This window comes from Spiribacter onubensis, assembly GCF_040838425.1.
GTDB classification, from domain to species: domain Bacteria; phylum Pseudomonadota; class Gammaproteobacteria; order Nitrococcales; family Nitrococcaceae; genus Spiribacter; species Spiribacter onubensis.
The window spans coordinates 81,254-98,815 of record NZ_JBAKFI010000005.1 but is presented as its reverse complement, the minus strand read 5'-3'; the positions used below and the strand labels follow the sequence as shown (position 1 = coordinate 98,815).

Below are 17,562 nucleotides of genomic sequence, written 5' to 3'. Positions count from 1 at the left end.
TGTAACGCAGGAAGGCTTCAGACTTGTGACCCGCTGGACTACCCGCCTTGTCTGAAAAGCATGGGCAGTGCCGGCCTAGCGTTGCCGTTCCTGCCAGTCGACCGCCTCGTACCAGGGCTGGGGGTCACGCGCCGGCGTCGCGCCGCGAATGGCATCGGCGAGCTTCTCGGCCATCATGATGGTCGGTGCGTTGAGATTGCCGGTGGTGATCCGCGGCATGATCGAGGCATCCACCACGCGCAGCCCCGCGATGCCGCGGACCCGTCCCTGGCCATCCACCACGGTCTCGGCGTCGTCCGGCCGGCCCATGCGGCAGGTGCCGCTGGGATGATAGGCACTCTCGCCATGTATCCGGACCCAGGCATCGATCTCGGCGTCACTCTGTACGTTGACATCGGGTGACAGGGGGCGGTCACGGAAGCGGTCCATGGGCGCCTGCTCGATCACCTCGCGGGTAAGGCGCACGGCATCGCGCATCTCCCGTCGATCACGCTCGGTGCCCATGTAGTTGAAGACAATCCGCGGTGCGTCTTCGGGATCGCTGCCACCCAGGCTGACGCGGCCCCGGCTTTCCGGACGCATCGGGCCGACATGGGCCTGGAAGCCATGGCAGTCGGCCGACACGCTGCCGTCGTAGGTCACCGCGATGGGCATGAAGTGGTACTGCAGGTTGGGATAGCGCACACCCGCCTCACTGCGGATGAACCCGCCGGACTCGAAGTGATTGCTGGCGCCGAGCCCGCGCCGGGTGGTCAGCCACTGCAGCCCGATGCGCGCCTGGTTCCAGGGCTTGAGGGCACTGAACAGGGTGATCGGTTCGCGACAGGCATACTGGACATACACCTCGAGGTGATCCTGCAGGTTCCCGCCCACACCCGGCAGGTCATGGCGCACATCAATGCCATGTCCGCGCAGCTGATCCGCGGGCCCCACACCGGATCGCATGAGGATCTGCGGCGAGTTGATCGCCCCGGCACAGAGCAGGACCTCCCGCTCGGCCTGCGCCTGCTGAACGCGGCCGCGATGCCGATAGCGCACGCCACTGGCGCGGTCGGTCTCGAAGGTCAGCGTCTCGGTGAGCGCCCGGGTGCGGATGGTCAGATTGGCACGGCGCATGACAGGCCGGAGGTAGGCATTGGCCGTTGACCAGCGGATGCCGTCCCGCGTGGTCATGAACATCGGCCCGAACCCCTCCTGCTGGTAGCCGTTCATATCCTCGGTCTCCGGGTAGCCCGCGGCCATCCCCGCTTCCACGAAGGCCCGATACAACGGGTTGCGCATCGCCCCCGTGGTGACGTGGAGGGGCCCTCCGCTCCCATGGTAGGCATTCGCCCCCTGGTCGAAGTCCTCGGCGCGGCGGAAGTAGGGCAGGACGTCGGCATAGCGCCAGTCCTCGAGGCCGAAATCCTCCGCCCAGCCCTCGTAGTCCAGAGCATTGCCGCGGACATAGGCCATGCCGTTGATCGACGATGATCCACCCAGGACATGACCCCGAGGACAGTCCATGCGGCGGTTGTCCATGAAGGGTTCGGGGTCGGTCGCATAGCCCCAGTTGTAGCGGCGACTGCCCATGGGCTTGTCGAACGCCGAGGGCATGTGGATCCAGAGGCTGTAGTCCATGGGGCCGGCCTCCAGGAGCAGCACGCGACAGTCCGGGTCCTCGGTCAGGCGGTTGGCGAGCACGGCGCCGGCCGAACCGGCACCGATGATGATGTAGTCAAAGCTCTCGCGGGTCATGGCGGCGTCCGTTCAATAGGGGGCATCAACGCCGCCGCTGGCGACGAACACGCTTTTCAGCTGGGTGTAGTGATCCAGCGCCCGGCGGCTGTTCTCGCGGCCGATCCCTGACTGGCCGACCCCGCCGAAGGGCATTTCGATGGGAGTCAGGTTGTAATGGTTGATCCATACCACCCCCGCCTTCAAGGCCGCCGCCACCCGGTGTGCCCGCTGCAGGTCGGTGGTGAAGACCCCCCCGGCAAGCCCGTAGGGCGTATTGTTGGCGCGGGCGATGACATCGGCTTCGTCGGCGAATGACAGGATGCTCATCACCGGCCCGAAGATCTCCTCGCGGGCGATCACGCAGCGCTCATCGGCCACCCGGAAAACCGCCGGCGAGATGAACGTCCCGCCGTCGCAGCCCGGCACCGACACGGGTTCGCCACCAATCAACCGCTCGGCCCCCTCAGCCTCGCCACGGGCGATGAAATCGAGCACGCGGTCGCGATGGGCCGCGGAGATGAGCGCCCCCACGTCGGTGGCGGGATCGGCCGGATCCCCCATGCGCAGCCGGCGGGTGCGGTCGATCACCCGTTCGATGAATGCATCCATGATGTGCTCATGGACGTAGACCCGGGTGCCGTTGGTGCAGATCTCGCCCTGGGTGTAGAAATTCCCGAGCAGGGCGCCGGAGACGGCATCCTCCAGCGAGGCGTCGTCGAAGACGATGAGCGGCGACTTGCCACCGAGCTCCATGGTCACGGCCTTGAGGCTGTCCGCGGCGGCCCGCATCACGGCCTTGCCGGTGCCCACCTCGCCGGTGAGCGAGATCTTGTCCACGTCCGGGTGTCCGGTCAGGGCCTGTCCGGTCTCCGCCGCGCCCTGGATCACGTTGAAGACCCCCGCGGGCAACCCCGCTTCGGCGAAAATCTCCGCCAGCCGCAGTCCCGACAGGGGTGTCAGCTCGGCGGGCTTGAAAACCATGGTATTGCCGGCGGCCAGCGCCGGCGCCGCCTTCCACGCGGCGATCTGGAGTGGGTAATTCCAGGCGCCGATCCCGCCGCAGACGCCCAGCGGCTCCGGCCGGGTGTAGAAAAAGCCGCCGGCCACCTCCTGGTACTCGCCCTGCAGCGACGCCGCCTGTCCGGCGAAGTATTCCAGGCAGTCCGCCGCGGAATCCACGTCGGCCTCAGGCGTCTCGGCGATGGGCTTGCCGCCGTCCAGGCATTCCAGACGGGCCAGCTCGTCGCGGTGACCGCGCACCGCGGTGGCGGCCCGGGCAAGGAGGCGGCCCCGCTCCACGCCCGACAGTGCCGCCCAGCCCGGCTGTGCCGCCCGGGCGCTGCGGACCGCCCGGTCGACATCCGCGGCCTCGGCCTCGGCCACCCGGGCGAGTGTCTCGCCGGTGGCCGGATTGACGGTGCTGAATCGCTGCCGCGTGCTGCTGTCGACTTCGGTGTTGTCGATCCACAGCAGGCGCTCAGGCGGATTGGTCATAGCGGCCTCCGGTCAGCATCTGCAGTTGCGAGTCCAGGTAGTCATGGGCCATCGCCCGCGCGGCATCCACATCGAGCCCCCCCGTGCGCAGGCTCGCGCGGAGCCAGAGCCCGTCGATCATCACGCCCAGCCCCTCGGCGACATGCAGGGCATTGCCCCGGGGCATCAGGGTCGATAAGGCGTGGGTCAGGTTGCTGCGCAGGCGCCGTGTGACCACCCGCTGGATGCGGGCGAGGGCCGGGACGTGGTTGACCTGGGCATAGAACGACAGCCAGCTGCTGACCGTGACCTCATCGGACTGACTGGCGGCGAAGTTGGCGTCGATGATGGCCCGGACCCGGGGCAGACCCGGCGCGGTACCCCGACGGGCCTTGCGGTATTCCTCCTCGAGCGAGCGCACCAGGTGGAGGTAGGTGGCCGCGAGCAGGTGGCCCTTGTCGCCGAAATAATGGGCCACCAGCCCGGGCGAGATGCCGGCGCGCTGGCCGACCCGGCTCAGGGTCGTGGCCTGCAGGCCCTGGTCGTGGATGACCTGCAGCGTTGCCTCGATGAGCTGGCGCTGTCGGATGGCCTCCATTCCTTTCTTTGGCATGGCCCTGTCTCCCGATCTGGTGAGGCCCAGTCTAGTTTTTATTAATTGACTGCTCAATCAAAATCATGCTGAGGTGATTCTGCACAGCATTGTGTAAGCAACCTTTGGAGGATGCATGAACATCCGCACTATGAGCACGGCCGCTGGCGCGGCCCTCCTCTCGCTCACCGGCATGACCGCCATGGCGAGCGAGCCCGAGAGCTGCCAGTCGGTGGGCCTCGCCAACGTCAACTGGACCGGCGTGACCATCAAGTCCGAAGTCATGCAGTACCTGCTCGATACCATGGGCTACGAGACCGAGCTCACCACCGCCTCGGTGCCGATCGCCTTCCAGTCGGTGGCCGAAGGCCAGCGGGATCTCTTCCTCGGCCTCTGGCTGCCCACGCAGGAGAGCATGATCCGGCCCTATCTCGATGATGACGAGATCGAGCGGGTCACGGCCAATCTGGAGGGGGCCAAGTACACGCTGGCGGTGCCGGAGTATGTCTGGCAGGCGGGCGTGCGCGACTTTGCCAACCTGGATGAGTACAGCGACGAGTTCGACAGCCGCATCTACGGAATCGAGGCCGGCAATGACGGCAACGCCGCGATTCAGGCGATGATTGACGATGGCGCCTTCAGCCTCGACGACTGGGAACTCATGGAATCCTCCGAGGCCGGCATGCTCACGCAGGTCCAGCGCTCGGTCCCCCGCGAGGACTGGGTGGTGTTCCTGGGCTGGGCGCCGCACCCGATGAACATCAACATCGACATGCGTTACCTCACCGGCGGCGATGACTATTTCGGCCCCAACCAGGGCGGCGCCACGGTCTACACCGTCGCCACCGAGGGCTATACCGAGCGCTGCACCAACGTCGGCCGCCTGCTCGATCAGTATGCCTACAGCGTCGAGGAACAGAGCCAGGCTGGGGGTTACGTCATCAACGACGACATGACTCCGCTCGAGGCCGGTCAGGCGCTGATCGAGGAGCAGCCGGCCCTGCTGTCGCGCTGGCTCGACGGGGTGACCATGGCGGATGGCGACGGTGATGCACTGACGGCGGTGCGCAACGACCTGGGGCTCTGAGCTCCGCCTCAGGCCCCGGCCGCGGCGGTCGGGGCCAGCCCCGAGAGCTGTACGCCGAGCAGGCGCACGGCGCGGTGCAGCCGGTGCGCGAACAGGCATTCCTGTACGGCGTCGGCCAGGGTCGCGATGCGATCCGTGGGCGCCGGAAGGCTCCGGGAGCGTGTATGGGTGGTGAAGTCGCGGTAGCGGAGCTTGACGGTCACCGTCCGGGCGGCGAGGCCGCGTTCCGTGAGCCTGGCATGGACTCCGTCCAGCATCTGGCGGGCTTCGTAGGCCAGTCGACCGCTGCTGCGGCAGTCCTGCTGGAAGGTGCGTTCGCGGCCGATGGACTTGCGCACCCGCTCGGTCTGCACGGGGCGGTCATCCTCGCCATGGGCGGCCCGCTGCAGTGACCGGGCATGGCGTTCGCTGAATGCCCCCTGCAGTCGATCCGCCGGCAGGGCCGCCAGGTCGCCCACCGTCTCCACGCCGAGCATCGCGAGGCGCTCACCGGTCCGCGGTCCCACGCCATGCAGGGTGCGCACCGGCAGCGGCCAGACGCGATCGGCGACATCGGCCATTCGAAGCCATGTCAGCCCGTCGGGCTTTTCCAGATCGGAGGCGATCTTGGCCAGCAGCCGATTCGGACCGATCCCCACCGAGGCCACCAGGTCGGTCGCGGCGAGGATGTCGGCCTTCAGCCGTCGGCCGATGTCCAGCGCATCCTCGCGCCGATCACTGATATCCAGATAGGCCTCGTCCAGCCCCACGGGCTGCAGTCGTCCAGTCACCGCCGCCAGGTGCTCGAAGACCTGAGCGGAGGCCTCGCGGTAGGCGGCGAAATCCACCGGCAGGAAGACCGCATCGGGACAGAGCCTGGCTGCCGTGCGCAGCGGCATGCCGGAGTGAATGCCGAAGACCCGCGCTTCATAGGTCGCGGTGGAGACAACGCCGCGCCGGGTGGGGTCGCCCCGCCCGCCGACGATGACCGGACGACCGGCCAGATCGGGACGTCGCTTGAGTTCCACGGACGCGAAGAATGCGTCCATGTCGACATGCATGATGATCCGCATGGCGGTGCCGACGACGACCTCAGCCGGGGGCTGCGCCGAGATCGTCCAGGAAGCGCTGCTCCCACGCCCCGATATCCCGGTCCCGCAGCGTGGCCATCATTCGATGGTGGCGCCGACGTCGCTCGGGCAGCGGCATGGCCAGGGCCTGATTGAGACCATCGGCGATGGCGTCGATGTCGTAGGGATTGACCAGTACGGCGTCGGTGAGCTCGGCCGCCGCGCCGGCCAGCTCGGAGAGCACCAGTACGCCCGGGTTGTCGGGATCCTGGCTGGCGACGAATTCCTTCGCCACCAGGTTCATGCCGTCGCGCAGCGGCGTCACCAGGCCCACCCGCGCGGCCCGGTAGAGCCCCACGATGGAGCCCCGGGCGAAGGTCTTGTTCAGATAGTGGATGGGGGCCCAGTCCAGATCGGCATAGGTTCCGTTGATATGCCCGCTCAACCCCTCGAGGCGCTGTCGCAGCTCGGCATATTCGGCGATGTCTCCCCGCGAGGGGCTGGCGATCTGCATCAGCACGGTATGACCGCGTCGGTGCGGGTAGTCGTCGAGCAGTGTCTCGAAGGCCCGGAAGCGCTGTTCCAGGCCCTTGGAGTAGTCCAGCCGGTCGACACCGATCATCAGGTCGCGCTCACCGAGGCCGTCCAGCAGCCGGCGCACCCTTGGCGTCGTCATGGTGCGGCGACTGAGGCCCGCCAGCTCGTCCACCGCCACGCCCACCGGGTAGACGCCGGTGCGGAAATGCCGGCTCCGGTGGCGGAGATGGCCCGGCGAGAACACCAGCGCGCCGATGGCGCGGCTGGCCGACTCCTCGAAGGCGTGCCGGTCGTTCTCGGTCTGGAAGCCCAGCAGATCGAACCGGCACAGATCCTCGAGCAGCCGGCGATGGCCCGGCATCGCCCGCAGGACGTCGTAATCCGGGAACGGGATATGCAGGAAAAAGCCGATGCGGTTGCGCACGCCCCGGTCGCGCAACTCCCGGGCGAGTGGCATGAGGTGGTAGTCATGGATCCAGAGAATATCGTCATGCTCGAGCAGCGGGGCCAGCGCATCGGCGAACAGCGCGTTGACCCGGGCGTAGCTCTCGGAGTAGCGACGCTGGTAGTCCATGGCGCCCAGGTTGAAGTGGAACACCGGCCAGATCACGGCATTGGCATAGCCGAGGTAGAAGTCATCGTAGTCTTCCTTGGCCAGGGGCAGGGTGGCGTAGTCGATGCCCTCGTGCCGGACCACGCGCGGGCGCGTCACCGGACCGGCGCTCAGTTGCCCGTTCCAGCCGAACCAGAGCCCGCCACGCCGGGTCAGCGCATCGGATAGCGCCACGGCCAGGCCGCCCGCCTGGGGCTGTCCCGCCCTGGGGGTCGGGACCCGATTGGAGGCCACCACCAGCCGGCTCAAAGGCTCTCCTCCCAGCTGCGGCTCAGCCGCATGGCCGAGTGGATCAGCCCGACCATGCTGTAGGTCTGCGGGAAATTACCCCACAGTTCACCGTTCTCCGTATTCAGATCCTCGGACAGCAGCCCGAGTTTCGTGCGGTGTCCGAGCATATTGCAGAAAAGCCGCCGCGCCTCCTCGCCGCGGCCGATGGCCTGCAGCGCGTCGATGAACCAGAAGGTGCAGATGTTGAAGGCGTTCTCCGGCAGACCGAAGTCATCCTCGGCGGCATAGCGGAACAGGTGGTCGCCGCGACGCAGCTGATCCTCGATGGCCTCGACGGTGCCAATGAAGCGCGGGTCGTCGGGGGCGATGAAGCCGAGTTCATGCATCAACAGCAGGCTCGCATCCAGCGTGTCACCGCCGAAGGTCTCCGCGAAGGCGCCATGTCGCTCGCACCAGGCCTCTCGACAGATGGTTTCGTGCATGCGGTCGGCCTCGCCCTGCCAGCGTGCCGCATCGGCATCCAGGCCGAGCCGCTCGGCGATGCGCCGCAGTCGGTCGCAGGCCGCCCAGCACATCATCGCCGAGTAGGTGTGGACCCGCGCCCGGCCTCGATACTCCCAGATCCCGGCATCCGGCTGGTCATAGAGCCGCGCGGCTTCTTCGCCCAGTGCGCAGAGCCGATGGTAGAGCGCCTTGTCGCCCGGCCGCTCGAGGCGCTCGTCAAAGAACGCCTGGGTGGCGGCCAGCACCACGGTACCGTAGACATCGTGCTGATCCTGGTGATAGGCGGCGTTCCCCACCCGCACCGGCCCCATGCCGCGGTAGCCGTTGAAGGCATCGGCCCGGGTCTCGTCAATGCGGCGCTCGCCGCCGATGCCGTAGAGCGGCTGCAGACGATGATCGCCGCTCGCCGCCACCAGGTTGATGATGTATCGCAGGAAACCTTCCATGGTGCGCGTCGCGCCCAGCCGATTGAGGGCGTGGACGGTGAAATACGCATCCCGCAGCCAGCAGTAGCGGTAGTCCCAGTTGCGCCCGCTGTCGGCGGCTTCCGGGATGGAGGTGGTGAAGGCCGCGATTACCGCGCCGGTGTCTTCGTATGCGGAGAGCTTGAGGGTGATCGCCGCCCGGATCACCTCACGCTGCCATTCGAAGGGAATCGCCAGGGAGCGCGCCCACTCCCGCCAGTGGGTCTCGGTATTCTCGAGAAAGCGCCGGCCCATGGCATCGACGGATTCCTTGACGCTCTCATCCGGACCCAGCACGAAGGTCATCGTGCCATCCACGACGAACGGCGTTTCCTCCAGGACATGGGTCAGCGGTGCATCGGTGGTCACCCGCAGCACCTGCTCCTCGCGGATGAAACGGACGTGGTTGCTGCCGCGGGTGGTGGCCGGCTGCTGGCCATCCCAGCCGCTGGTGGGCCGCAGTCGGGTGCGGATGACCGGATTGCCACGCAGCACCTCGAGGCGGCGGATCATCATGACCGGCCGGTAGTAGCGGCCATACTGTCGAAAGCGCGGGCAGAAGTCGGTAATCCGGAGCACCGCGCCATGCAGGTCGCTGAGCTCCGTGCAGAGGATCGCGGTATTGTGCCGGTAGTACTGGCGCGTGTCGCAGTGGTCGATCAGTTCAATGCTGAAATGGCCCCGGTCTTCGGTGTCCACCAGCCGGGAGAAGGCCGGTTGGGCGTCGAAGCGGGGCAGGCAGGACCAGACCAGCGCCCCGCCCGCATCGATCAGTGCCGCGATCTGGCAATTGCCGATCACGCCCAGTTCCAGGTTCAGCTCGGGGGTGTCAGTCGCCTCGCCAGGCCGGTCAGCCATTGTAATGCCTCGTTGACAGACTCGATCTCGTATTGCGCCGCCGTCGGGCGGTCGGTGCCGACGCGTATGGAATGGCCGCCCAGATCGTTGACGGCCCGAAAAGCGTCTTCATCGGTCACGTCATCGCCGATGAACACCGGTGTGCGTCCCCGGAACGGTGGCTCGGCCATGAAGGCCTGGACGACGGTGCCTTTGTGATGGCTGGAGGGGCGCAGCTCGAGAACCCGTTTGCCGGGCTGGACCCGGAACTCGTCGCCGAGGGCTTCACAGTGTCTGTGCATCACCGCGGCGGCCTCTTCGGCCACTGCTGGCGCGCCTCGGTAGTGCAGGGTCAGCGCGTTGCCCTTGTCCTCCATGGAAGTGCCCGGATGCGTCTCGACGAAATGGCGCAGCGCGGCCCGCACCTCGCTGAAGCGTTCGCTGTGATCCACAGGCCGATAGAGCCGGCCCTGACCATCACGGCGCTCCAGGCCATGGATACCCGCCATGGCGGGCAATGCGCCGTCGAGCAGGGCGTCGAGGCCGGCCAGATCACGGCCGGAGACGATCGCCACCGCACCACTCAGCCGCTCGACCAGCGCCGTCAGCAGGCCCGGCAGGGCATCCGGTACCGTGACGGCATCCGGATGCTCGGCGATCTCCACCAGGGTGCCGTCGAAATCGAGGAAGAGGGCCCAACCGACATCGGGGGTCGGCAGGCCCCGCATGCTTGCCGCGCTCGTTCCGCTCATGCCACCCCGGTCAGCCGCGCCCGGCCAGGAAGTTGGCCATCTCCTCGTTGAGGAGCTGACCAAGCGCTCGGGTGATGGCCGTATCGATGGCCTCGGCGTTGGCCTTCTCGCCCGGTGGCAGCGCCCGCTGCCGCGTCAGTGTGGTCTGCGCCCGGCCCGTGAACCGCTCGCCGTTCATCCAGGCGACGCCCTGCAGGGCGATTTCCGTATCGAGCTTGTAGGGCACGCCGGCGGTGACGTCGTGGATCAGCACCTGAATGCGGATCTCCAGCCGCGGCTCCGCCTGTCCGTCCCACAGAGCGGGCTCGAAGCCGTAGTCACGCAGTGTCTCGGCGGCGGCCAGCTGGATGGCGTAGTTGACGTCATCAGCAGGCAGCAGGCGCACGATGCTGCCATCGGGATTCTCGAGCATGCCGAGGTCGCGGTCGGTGCGCATGTCCACCACCTGCAGGGAGACCGGCAGGCCGCCACCGGTGACCTCACCGGTCTCCGCCGGTTGCGGTGCCAGTCGCAGGTTCTGCGTTCCCTGGCTGCAGGCGGCGAGTAGAAACGTCAGTCCGGTCAGCAACAGGATCTGCTGGAGTCTTTTCATGGTTCAGTCCTCGATTGGAATGGCAGAAGATTAACATCCCCGGACCCTCGGCGGGCGCATCGGCACTTGACGGCGGTAAGGGGGCGCCGGAGACTGCCGAACCGTTTGCGAGTCGCTTTGATCAGGGAAAGACAACCGTGAAAACCGTTCTGGAGGCCGTTCCGCCGGAGCTGCACAAGGGAGAGGCGGCGGTGGATGCCGTGGTGGAAAAGGTGGCGGCCGTCCAGGCGGGTACGCCGCTGGATGCCGTCAATATCCCCGAAATCCATGAGGAGCCATCCCGCAGCAGCAAGGGTGAGCGGCGCAAACCCTTCGCACCGCGCATGGCGCCGCGCGATCTCGCCCGGATCATCCATGAGCGGCTCGGCCTGGAGTGCATGATCAACCATGTCGTCGTCCATCATGACAGCGATCAGGCGTTGATCGACTGGGCACGCGAGACGTGGGAGACCTGCGGCATCCGGCAGTTCGTGCTGGTGGGCGGCGGTCGCCACTCGGCGCGTTATCCGGGGCCGTCAGTTCCTGAGGCCAACCGGCTCATGCGCGACCGTGCCGGGATACCGGCGCTGCGGATCGGCAACATCTGCATCCCCTCCCGTGAGGACGAGGCGCGGCGAGTGGCCGCCAAGGTCGGAGCTGGCGCGGATTTCTTCACCACCCAGATCCTCTATGAACCCGAGGGGTTCACGGGGATGCTGGATGCGCTGGCCGGGGAGGGCGGTGCGCCCGCGGAAATCCTGCTCGCTTTCTGCCCGATCAGATCGGTACGCAACCTGCGATTCCTGCTCTGGCTGGGCGTCAGCCTCTCCGATGCGCTGGAGCAGTGGCTTACCGCCATCGATGATGCCGTACCGGAACGATCGCTGGCCCAGATCCGTCGGGCCTGGACCGAAATCATCGGGCATCAGCGCGCTCATGGCCGGGCGGAGCCGCGTCTGGGTGTCAATCTCGCCCCGATCGGTCCGATCGCCGCCGAGACCACCATTGATCTGGCCGCTGACCTGGCTGCACTGCACGGCGCCGATCAGCGCGCGGTATGATGCCGGCATGACGACCACGCTCAGAATGCTCATGAGCCAGTATCCACGCGCCGGCCGTCTGGAGTGGATCGGCCTGCGACCGGCACGTCGCGCGGCACTGGAGACGCCGGATCAGGCCGAGCTGAACGCGACCGGACTGGTGGGCGATCGCTATGCCGGCCGCAGCGGCAAGCGGGCGGTGACGCTCATCCAGGCCGAGCATCTGCCGGCGGTGGCGGCCCTGCTGGGGCGGGCCGGGCTGGATCCGGCGGTCATGCGCCGCAATCTGCTGGTCAGTGGCATCAACCTGTATGCCCTGCGCGGCGAGCGCTTCCGGGTCGGAGAGGTGCTGCTCGAGGGAACCGGCGTCTGCGATCCCTGCTCGTTCATGGAGGAATCGCTCGGGCCGGGCGGATACAATGCCATGCGTGGCCATGGCGGCATTACGGCGCGGGTCGTCGACCCCGGGCGGATTGCCCTGGGCGATGCCGTCGCCGCCGAGCTGGAGGATGCATCAGCATGAGTGATCTCCCGCGTTTCTTCCGCCGGCTGGGCTGGGTGTTTCTGGCCGTGGCCCTGAATATCGTGCTGATTGGTGTCGGCGCGCTCTGGATGAAAATCGGGCCGGCCGCGATCGGCGTCCTGCTCGACCCGGGCAACGCCGTGATCTGGCTGACGACGGCGCTTACCTTCGCCCCGGCGATCGGCAGCTTCTATGCCGCGCGGCTGTTCCGCCGCCGCCAGTCCGGCGCCTGAGCCTTAGTCCCCGGCCGGCGGCACCACCTTGTTGGGGTTGAGGTGGTTGGTCGGATCCAGCGCCGATTTCAGTCGCCGCATCAGATCCTGCTCCACCGGGTCCTTGAGCCGCGATACCTCGCCGGGCTTGAGCTGACCCACCCCGTGCTCCGCGGCGAACGACCCGTTGTACGCCATGACCGTGTCGTGGACCTTTGCCGTGAGCGGGTCCCATTCGGCGAGGAAGTCCGCGTCGGTCATCGTCTCGGGCCGGGTCAGGTTGAAATGGATATTGCCATCGCCGATGTGACCGAAGGCGCAGACCCGGACACCCGGGCAGGCGGCCCGGACGATCCTGGCGGCGGCATCCATGAAGGCCGGCATGTCCGCCACCGGTACCGAGATATCGTTCTTGATGCTGGCGCCGGCACCCTTCTGGGCGGCGGGAATGCCGTTGCGCAGGCGCCAGAATGCCGCCGCCTCATCAGCGTCATCGGCGATCCGGTAGTCTCCGGTCCCCGCCGGGGCAGCAGACAGTGCCCGCTCCAGCCGGCGCCCCAGCCCGGCTTCCCGGGCGCTACTGGTCAGCTCGATGAGCAGGTACCAGGGGTATCTGGCGGGCAGCGGTTCAGCACAGCCGTCGGCATAGTCGATCGCGAAGGCGAGCGGTTGCCGGCCCATGAGTTCGCAGCTGGTGACACTGTCGCCGCTCTCGGCCCGTAGCATGCCGAACAGCGCGACCGCCGACTCGGCGCTCTCGAGGCCGACAATGGCGGTGGCCCGCTCGCGGACCGCTGGAAAGAGCTTGAGGGTCGCGGCGGTGATGATGCCGAGGGTACCCTCCGCGCCGATGAACAGGTCCTTCAGGTCGTACCCACTGTTGTCCTTGCGCAGGGCGCGCAGACCGTTCCAGATGCGCCCGTCGGCCAGGACCACCTCAAGGCCCAGGGTCAGGTCGCGGGCGTTGCCATAGCGCAGCACATTCATGCCCCCGGCGTTGGTGGCCAGGTTGCCGCCGATCTGGCACTCGCCCTCGGCCGCGTAACTCAGCGGGAAGAGTCTGTCCACTGCGGCGGCGGCCGCCTGGACGGCACTCAGCCGGCATCCGGCTTCGGCGGTGACGCTGAAGTTGTCTGCATCCACGGCCCGGATCCGGTTGAGGCGTTCCAGCGACAGGATGATGGCCCTGTCACCGGTGCCCGCCGCGGCTCCGCCGCAGAGGCCGGTATTACCGCCCTGCGGGATCACGGCAATGCCGTGCTCCGCGCTGCTTCGAACCGCAGCGGCTACGCCGGCACTGTCCGCGGGGCGCACCACCGCGAGGACCGGGCGATCGGCGAAAAGCCCGCGCCGCTCCGTGAGGTACGAAGCCATGGGCTCGCCGGGCGGAATGATCGCATCCGGGCCCAGCTGTTGCCTCAGTGCGTCGAGAAAGTCCATACCCTCAATGCTCTCATCCCCGCCGCGTCACAGCCACATGCGCAGGAGGGCGCGCACTGGGAAGACCGCGGTCCAGATGCCCAGGGCCAGTACCGCCACGCCGGCCACGCGGCGGAAGCCCTGATGCTGGAAGAACCGCGAGAGTCGGCCGCCGGCTACACCGACCAGGGCCATGGCGGGGATGGTGCCTATGCCGAAGGCGATCATGAAAGCGGCGCCGCCACCGGCGGAACCGACGCCGGCGGCGGTGAGCGCCATGGCGTAGACCAGTCCGCAGGGCAGCCAGCCCCAGAGTCCGCCGAGGGCGAAGGCCATCGCTGGGTTATGGACCGGCATGCAGCGCTGGGCAAGTGGCGCGATGTGTTGCCAGAGGCGCAGTCCGACCCGCTCCAGCGGAGCCAGCAGATTGCGATTGAGCGTCAGCTGGATCCCCACCAGGATCACCAGGACCGCGGCGAACAGCCGTAATAGCGGCGCGGCCGGGCCGAGACCCTGACCAATGCCGGCGCCCAGCAGGCCGGCAATGCCGCCGATGATGGCATAGCTCGCCACCCGACCGAGGTTGTAGCCGAGCACGCAGGCGACACCGCGGCCACCGGGGGCGGCCGTGCTGCCGAGGGCGGCGGCAATGCCGCCACACATGCCGATGCAATGGCTGCTGCCGGCCAGGCCGGCGACCAGACCGGCGATCAGTGTTGGATCCGTGCCACCCATGTTCACTGCTCGGGTTCTCCGTCTTTTCTCGAGGGGTTGTCCGGGTCCGCTGGCGGCGCGTCGCCCGCCCTGTCGGTCTGGTCGGGCGGGCGGCGGTCGTCGTCCAGCAGAATGCGCCAGGCCGGGCTGTCCAGATCATCGTACTGGCCGTTGCCAATGGCCCAGATGAACGCGGCGACGGCGACGCCCAGCAGCATCACGCCCAGCGGGATGAGGATGAAGAGGATATTCATGGGGCCGCCTCGCCGGCGGTGTTCAGCGAACCGGCCGGCGCCGGAGCGCCTCGAGGCCGGCCGCCCCGGGTCAGGCGCAGGGCGTTGAGGACCACCAGAACCGAACTCGCCGACATGCCGATGGCCGCGGCCCACGGCGGAATCTGACCCATGGCGGCAAGCGGAAGGGCGAAGGCGTTATAGCCCGCCGCCCAGCTCAGATTCTCGCGGATCACCCGACGGGTCCGCCGGGCCAGGTCAATGCCCGGTGCCAGCGCGGTGAGGCGCTCGCCGGCGAGGAGCAGATCGGCACTGCCGTGGGCGATGGCGGCACCGCTGCCGAGGGCGACGGCCAGGTCGGCGCCGGCCAGCACCGGGGCGTCATTGACGCCGTCACCCACCATGGCAGTGGCGCCGCGCTGGCGCTGTTGCGTGAGCCAATCCAGTTTGTCTGACGGCGTCAGCCCCGAGCGCCATTCCGCGATGCCCAGCTGCTCGGCCACCGCGGCCACTGCGGGTTCGGCATCGCCGCTGGCGATGCTGATCCGGATCCCGGCCTGTCTCAGCGCCGCCACTGCCGCTTCAGCATCGGGCCGGATCCGGTCGGTGAGAACGAACCGGCCGAGCAGGCCCTCGGTATCTCCCAGCAGTATTTCCGTGCCGGATTCGCTGCGGCGCCGCGGCACCGTCGCACCGCTGAGCGCGGCAACCCAGTCGGGGCGGCCGAGCCGCAGTCGTCCGTCGATGCGCCTGGCCTCGACACCCTGGCCGGGATGGCTTTCGATGGCCTCCACCGAGGGGTCGCGCCGCATTCCGTCAAAGGCCCGCGCCAGGGGATGGCCGGCCTCGGCCTCCATGGCGGCGGCAATGGCCAGACAATCCGACCCGGAGAGCTCGCCCAGCGTGTCCCGCTCGCCCAGCGAGATCCGTCCCAGTGTCAGGGTGCCCGTCTTGTCGAAGACCACCTGCTCGACGGTGGCCAGCCGCTCGATGGCGTCCGCCCTGGCCACCAGCAGGCCTTCCCGGGCGAGTCGCGAGGTCGCGCTGACCAGCGCCGCCGGCGTTGCCAGTGACAAGGCACAGGGGCAGGTCACCACCAGAACGGCCAGGGTGATCTCGAAGGCGCGCTCCGGCGCGATCTGCAGCCATACCGCGCCGGTGACCGCCGCGGCGATCAGCAGGGCGGTGACGAACACCCGGGCGATCCGGTCGGCCAGCCGCGCCACCGGAGGCCGCTCGGCCTGGGCGCGCTCCAGAAGGCGCATCACCGAGGCCACTACCGTATCGCCGCCGGTCCGCGTGACCTCGATATCCAGCGCGCCGCTGGTGTTGGTGCTGCCCCCGACCACTTCATCGCCCGCGGAACGCGGCTGCGGGACCGACTCGCCGGTGAGGAGTGATTCGTCGACATGACTGCGCCCACTCAGGATCCGGCCGTCCGCCGGGATGGCCTCGCCGGGACGCACGCGCAGATGATCACCGGGTTCCAGTGCGGCCAGCGCGACCCGTTCCTCGCCGTCGGCGCCGAGCCGCAGTGCCGTGGCCGGCAGCAGACGGCCCAGGGCGGTACTCGCGCGGCCGGCGCGCTGCCTGGCCATCAGCTCAAGGAAACGAGCAATGGTGAGGAAGAACACGAACATGGTCACCGAATCGAAGTAGACCTCCCCGGTGCCGGTGAACACATGCCAGACACTCGCGGTATAGGCACCGCCAACCGCCAGGGCAACCGGCACGTCCATGCCCGGACGCCGGGCACGCAGATCGCGCAGTGCGCCCTGGAAGAATGGATAGCCGGCATAGAGCGCCACGGGGGTGGCAACCAGCGCACTCACCCAGCGCAGCAGGGTCTCGAGCGCCGGATCCATGTCGGCCTGGATCGCACCGGCGTAGAGCCCGACCGCGTACATCATGACCTGCATCATGCCCAGACCCGCCACGGCGAGCCGTCGGACAGCGGCGCGCTGCTCGCGCAGGGCGGCGGAATCGCGCTCTCCCGGGGTGAGGGGGTGCGGGTGGTAGCCAATGCGGTCGAGCTCACGCAGCAGGACCGAAAGCGCCGTCGTCTCCGGGTCCCAGATCAGCACCGCGCGGGCGGATGCCGGGTTGACGCTGATCCCCACCACACCGGGGAGGCGGCCGAGCAGATGTTCAATCAGCCAGCCGCAGGCCGAGCAACGCAGCCCCTCGATGAGAAGCACCACCTCGCGACTGCCATCGCGGCGCGTTCGCACCAGTTCACGCTGGGCGGTATCGCTGTCCCAGGCGTTCCAGTCATCGGGTTGTGGATCGGGGCGGGGCGCACTCGCGGTGCGGTACTGGTAGAAATCCTCCAGGCCGGCACCGGCGATCAGGCTGGCGACCGCCGCACAGCCCGTACAGCAGACCGAGTGGGTCTCGCCGTTGATGGTGACCGTCGGCGGATCACCCGGGGGGAGGGGCTCTCCGCAGTGATAGCAGCCGGTCAAGGTGCACCGGCACCGGCGCCGAGCCGGGCCTCGGTGGCACCCGCGCCGATACGACCCTCAAGCCGCCAGACCTCGGCCGGATCCGTGATGATCAGGTAATGCCGCTGGTCGATCGCCTGAGGCAGCCGCCCCTCATAGCGCTGTCCATCGACGCGCACCAGCCGGATGCGCTGATCCCGGTCACCCTGAGTGGCGTGGGCCAGCCTGACGTCCAGCTGCTGAGGGTAATCGTGGGCCCCGCCCAGCCATAGACGGACCGTACCATCGGCCCGGGGCAGGCTGATCTCGGCACTCAGCCCCAGCCGGGCGGCCTCGGCGCGGGCCTTGCTGGTGCTCTGGTAGCCCAGGCCGACCTTCTCGAAATCACCGGTCACCAGATTGTCGGCATGGCGGTTGGCGATCACCACCGTACTGATCCCCGCCACCACCGCCGTCAGTGGCGGGACGATGACGAACCAGGCCCAGAACTGCCGGTACCAGGGCGTGTTGTCGACGGTCGTCTGCATGTCGCTTTACCTCGGGTGTAC

The 17,562-nt window shown here is 68.1% G+C and carries 17 protein-coding genes; 4 read left to right on the top strand and 13 right to left on the bottom strand.

What is annotated here, in order from left to right:
- Nucleotides 1-75: 75 nt before the first annotated feature.
- The 3 genes from betA to betI are packed head-to-tail and all read right to left on the bottom strand — an operon-like array spanning nucleotide 76 to nucleotide 3,805.
- Nucleotides 76-1,737 carry a choline dehydrogenase gene (betA, locus tag V6X63_RS09530; RefSeq protein WP_367967990.1) on the bottom strand — a complete coding sequence of 554 codons (1,662 nt, stop codon included), beginning with the start codon at nucleotides 1,735-1,737 and terminating at the stop codon, nucleotides 76-78.
- 12 nt (nucleotides 1,738-1,749) lie between these two features.
- The gene (gene betB, locus V6X63_RS09525) at nucleotides 1,750-3,213 is read right to left on the bottom strand and encodes a betaine-aldehyde dehydrogenase (protein WP_367978740.1); all 1,464 of its coding nucleotides are present in this window, start codon (nucleotides 3,211-3,213) and stop codon (nucleotides 1,750-1,752) included.
- On the bottom strand, nucleotides 3,197-3,805 hold the full coding sequence (gene betI / locus V6X63_RS09520; protein ID WP_367978739.1) for a transcriptional regulator BetI: 609 nt from the start codon (nucleotides 3,803-3,805) through the stop codon (nucleotides 3,197-3,199). The genes betB and betI overlap by 17 nt, the downstream gene beginning before the upstream one ends.
- Nucleotides 3,806-3,920: 115 nt before the next feature.
- Between betI and choX the strand changes: the two genes are divergently transcribed.
- Nucleotides 3,921-4,871, top strand: coding sequence for a choline ABC transporter substrate-binding protein (choX, locus tag V6X63_RS09515; protein ID WP_367978738.1), 951 nt, complete (start codon nucleotides 3,921-3,923; stop codon nucleotides 4,869-4,871).
- A gap of 8 nt (nucleotides 4,872-4,879) precedes the next feature.
- On the opposite strand, the gene dinB is transcribed toward choX, so the two are convergent.
- The 5 genes from dinB to V6X63_RS09490 are packed head-to-tail and all read right to left on the bottom strand — an operon-like array spanning nucleotide 4,880 to nucleotide 10,450.
- On the bottom strand, nucleotides 4,880-5,923 hold the full coding sequence (gene dinB / locus V6X63_RS09510) for a DNA polymerase IV (protein ID WP_367978737.1): 1,044 nt from the start codon (nucleotides 5,921-5,923) through the stop codon (nucleotides 4,880-4,882).
- 19 nt (nucleotides 5,924-5,942) lie between these two features.
- Nucleotides 5,943-7,319, bottom strand: a complete 1,377-nt coding sequence (locus tag V6X63_RS09505; RefSeq protein ID WP_367967982.1) for an alpha,alpha-trehalose-phosphate synthase (UDP-forming) — start codon at nucleotides 7,317-7,319, stop codon at nucleotides 5,943-5,945.
- Nucleotides 7,316-9,127: a glycoside hydrolase family 15 protein gene (locus V6X63_RS09500; protein ID WP_367978736.1), complete on the bottom strand. Its 1,812-nt coding sequence runs from the start codon at nucleotides 9,125-9,127 to the stop codon at nucleotides 7,316-7,318. Before V6X63_RS09500 ends, V6X63_RS09505 begins: the two co-directional genes overlap by 4 nt.
- The gene (otsB, locus tag V6X63_RS09495) at nucleotides 9,085-9,858 is read right to left on the bottom strand and encodes a trehalose-phosphatase (RefSeq protein ID WP_367967980.1); all 774 of its coding nucleotides are present in this window, start codon (nucleotides 9,856-9,858) and stop codon (nucleotides 9,085-9,087) included. Before otsB ends, V6X63_RS09500 begins: the two co-directional genes overlap by 43 nt.
- A gap of 10 nt (nucleotides 9,859-9,868) precedes the next feature.
- The gene (locus tag V6X63_RS09490; RefSeq protein ID WP_367978735.1) at nucleotides 9,869-10,450 is read right to left on the bottom strand and encodes a YajG family lipoprotein; all 582 of its coding nucleotides are present in this window, start codon (nucleotides 10,448-10,450) and stop codon (nucleotides 9,869-9,871) included.
- Nucleotides 10,451-10,587: 137 nt separating this feature from the next.
- On the opposite strand from V6X63_RS09490, the gene V6X63_RS09485 reads away from it, so the two are divergent.
- From V6X63_RS09485 to V6X63_RS09475, 3 genes are read left to right on the top strand one after another with little or no spacing between them, the layout of a single operon-like run.
- Nucleotides 10,588-11,490, top strand: coding sequence for a methylenetetrahydrofolate reductase (locus V6X63_RS09485; RefSeq protein WP_367978734.1), 903 nt, complete (start codon nucleotides 10,588-10,590; stop codon nucleotides 11,488-11,490).
- Nucleotides 11,491-11,497: 7 nt separating this feature from the next.
- Nucleotides 11,498-11,992, top strand: coding sequence for an MOSC domain-containing protein (locus V6X63_RS09480; protein WP_367978733.1), 495 nt, complete (start codon nucleotides 11,498-11,500; stop codon nucleotides 11,990-11,992).
- Nucleotides 11,989-12,225 (top strand): hypothetical protein, encoded by a 237-nt coding sequence (locus V6X63_RS09475; RefSeq protein WP_367967973.1) that lies wholly within the window; start codon nucleotides 11,989-11,991, stop codon nucleotides 12,223-12,225. The genes V6X63_RS09480 and V6X63_RS09475 overlap by 4 nt, the downstream gene beginning before the upstream one ends.
- Before the next feature lie 3 nt (nucleotides 12,226-12,228).
- Here V6X63_RS09475 and V6X63_RS09470 read toward each other — a convergent pair whose 3' ends face one another.
- Genes V6X63_RS09470 through V6X63_RS09450 form a run of 5 tightly spaced genes read right to left on the bottom strand, consistent with a single transcriptional unit; the run spans nucleotide 12,229 to nucleotide 17,541 of the window.
- Complete coding sequence (locus tag V6X63_RS09470) at nucleotides 12,229-13,644, bottom strand: FAD-binding oxidoreductase (protein ID WP_367967972.1); 1,416 nt, start codon at nucleotides 13,642-13,644, stop codon at nucleotides 12,229-12,231.
- Between the two features lie 27 nt (nucleotides 13,645-13,671).
- A complete protein-coding gene (locus V6X63_RS09465) occupies nucleotides 13,672-14,358 on the bottom strand; it encodes a sulfite exporter TauE/SafE family protein (protein WP_367967971.1) in 687 nt (228 codons plus the stop codon).
- 2 nt (nucleotides 14,359-14,360) lie between these two features.
- A complete protein-coding gene (gene ccoS, locus V6X63_RS09460; RefSeq protein ID WP_367967970.1) occupies nucleotides 14,361-14,591 on the bottom strand; it encodes a cbb3-type cytochrome oxidase assembly protein CcoS in 231 nt (76 codons plus the stop codon).
- Nucleotides 14,588-17,035: a heavy metal translocating P-type ATPase gene (locus V6X63_RS09455; protein WP_367978732.1), complete on the bottom strand. Its 2,448-nt coding sequence runs from the start codon at nucleotides 17,033-17,035 to the stop codon at nucleotides 14,588-14,590. The genes ccoS and V6X63_RS09455 overlap by 4 nt, the downstream gene beginning before the upstream one ends.
- Nucleotides 17,032-17,541 (bottom strand): FixH family protein, encoded by a 510-nt coding sequence (locus V6X63_RS09450; RefSeq protein ID WP_367967967.1) that lies wholly within the window; start codon nucleotides 17,539-17,541, stop codon nucleotides 17,032-17,034. Before V6X63_RS09450 ends, V6X63_RS09455 begins: the two co-directional genes overlap by 4 nt.
- Between the last annotated feature and the right edge of the window lie 21 nt (nucleotides 17,542-17,562).